Source organism: Sulfoacidibacillus thermotolerans (assembly GCF_003144315.1).
GTDB classification, from domain to species: domain Bacteria; phylum Bacillota; class Bacilli; order Alicyclobacillales; family SLC66; genus Sulfoacidibacillus; species Sulfoacidibacillus thermotolerans.
Genome location: NZ_MPDK01000086.1, coordinates 1 through 1,203 on the forward strand (window position 1 = coordinate 1; position 1,203 = coordinate 1,203).

The 1,203-nt window shown below is 43.0% G+C and carries 2 protein-coding genes; both read left to right on the forward strand.

Features of this window, described 5'->3' with window-relative positions; genetic code table 11:
• On the forward strand, positions 1-819 hold an 819-nt coding region (locus tag BM613_RS14540), incomplete at its 5' end, for a sigma factor-like helix-turn-helix DNA-binding protein (protein WP_281267868.1).
• 157 nt (positions 820-976) lie between these two features.
• Positions 977-1,203: hypothetical protein (locus BM613_RS14545; protein ID WP_146192857.1), on the forward strand; the 227-nt coding region annotated here is incomplete at its 3' end.

The window sequence follows — 1,203 nt, forward strand, 5'->3', positions numbered from 1 at the left end:
GAGGCGGTCGATGCGATGGAAGATTTGGCTGTGCAATACGTGCAAACACGTCAACAGCTCTTGTTGCTTCGCGCGCAAAATCAGTCGCAAGAGCGGATTTTTTGGGCAGAAATTCGCGCCTTGGTGATCCATTTGCCACCTTGGGCGCAAGCGTATTTTGAAGATGCGTCAAAACTTGCGAGCGAGAAGGATTGGACTCATATCGTAGAGCGTATGGTGTACGCGCTCAAAGATGAACAGGAATATCACGCTGCCACGGAAATTGAACAAAGGTTGCGTAAAGTCAGCGAATTGCGTAATGACCGATCCAAATTAGAATCGATGGTGCGTGACCGGACGTTAGATTTGTATGAGATGCAGAGGTATGCAGAGCTACCGGATGATGTGACACGAGAAGCGAAACAGATTTTAAATAAGCATAAGACGAGTTTTGTGGATTATAAAGATGCCCTGCGCAACCAAACGACTGATCCAATTGAAACCTTTTTTGATGATAAGCCTGAAGATCAAGAGGATGCGGGATTTCACGTGGGGTTTTCGCAACTATCGAAAAGACAAAAAGAAGCCTACTACCTGCATAAGGTTGAGAACCTTTCTTATGCGAAAATTGCAGAACTTTTTGGCGTAAAAAAAGGGAGCATCGAGCGATATATAGAGATGGCGCGCAAGAAATTGGAGCGGCCATCAGCGCAACTTGAAATTGAAAACCTTTCTTACGAAAAGATTGTGGAAGGTTTGGGCGAAAAGAGAAATGTACCGCGAGGGATAGAGTGTGAAAAGGAATGCTCTTCGGTGCAACTTGAGCTTGATTTTGAATGATTCCAAGTGCATATTTATATTTTTTCGGTTCCTTGATTTCTAAGGAACCGAATTTTATTTTTGAGTGTTAATATTTAGATTGAATACTTTTTGTTGTAAAAAGAACTGGTGTTTGATACGATAAAAGAAACTCGTGAATGCAGGAGGCGAGTTTCTGGTGGATATAGCCAATCAAAAAGAAGGCGCATGTGTCTCTTGGTGTGTGAGTGTCATTCGCCATGCGGCAGCGCATGCAAAACGTCGTAAATCGCGGTTCTCGCGAGAAACGGCGGTTGCAGAACCTTCCATACATTCTTCTCAATTCACCATTTCAACGATTGTAGAGTGGGATGATATATTTCGTCAATTTACAACACAACAACTCACGATATTCTTTTTGATTGA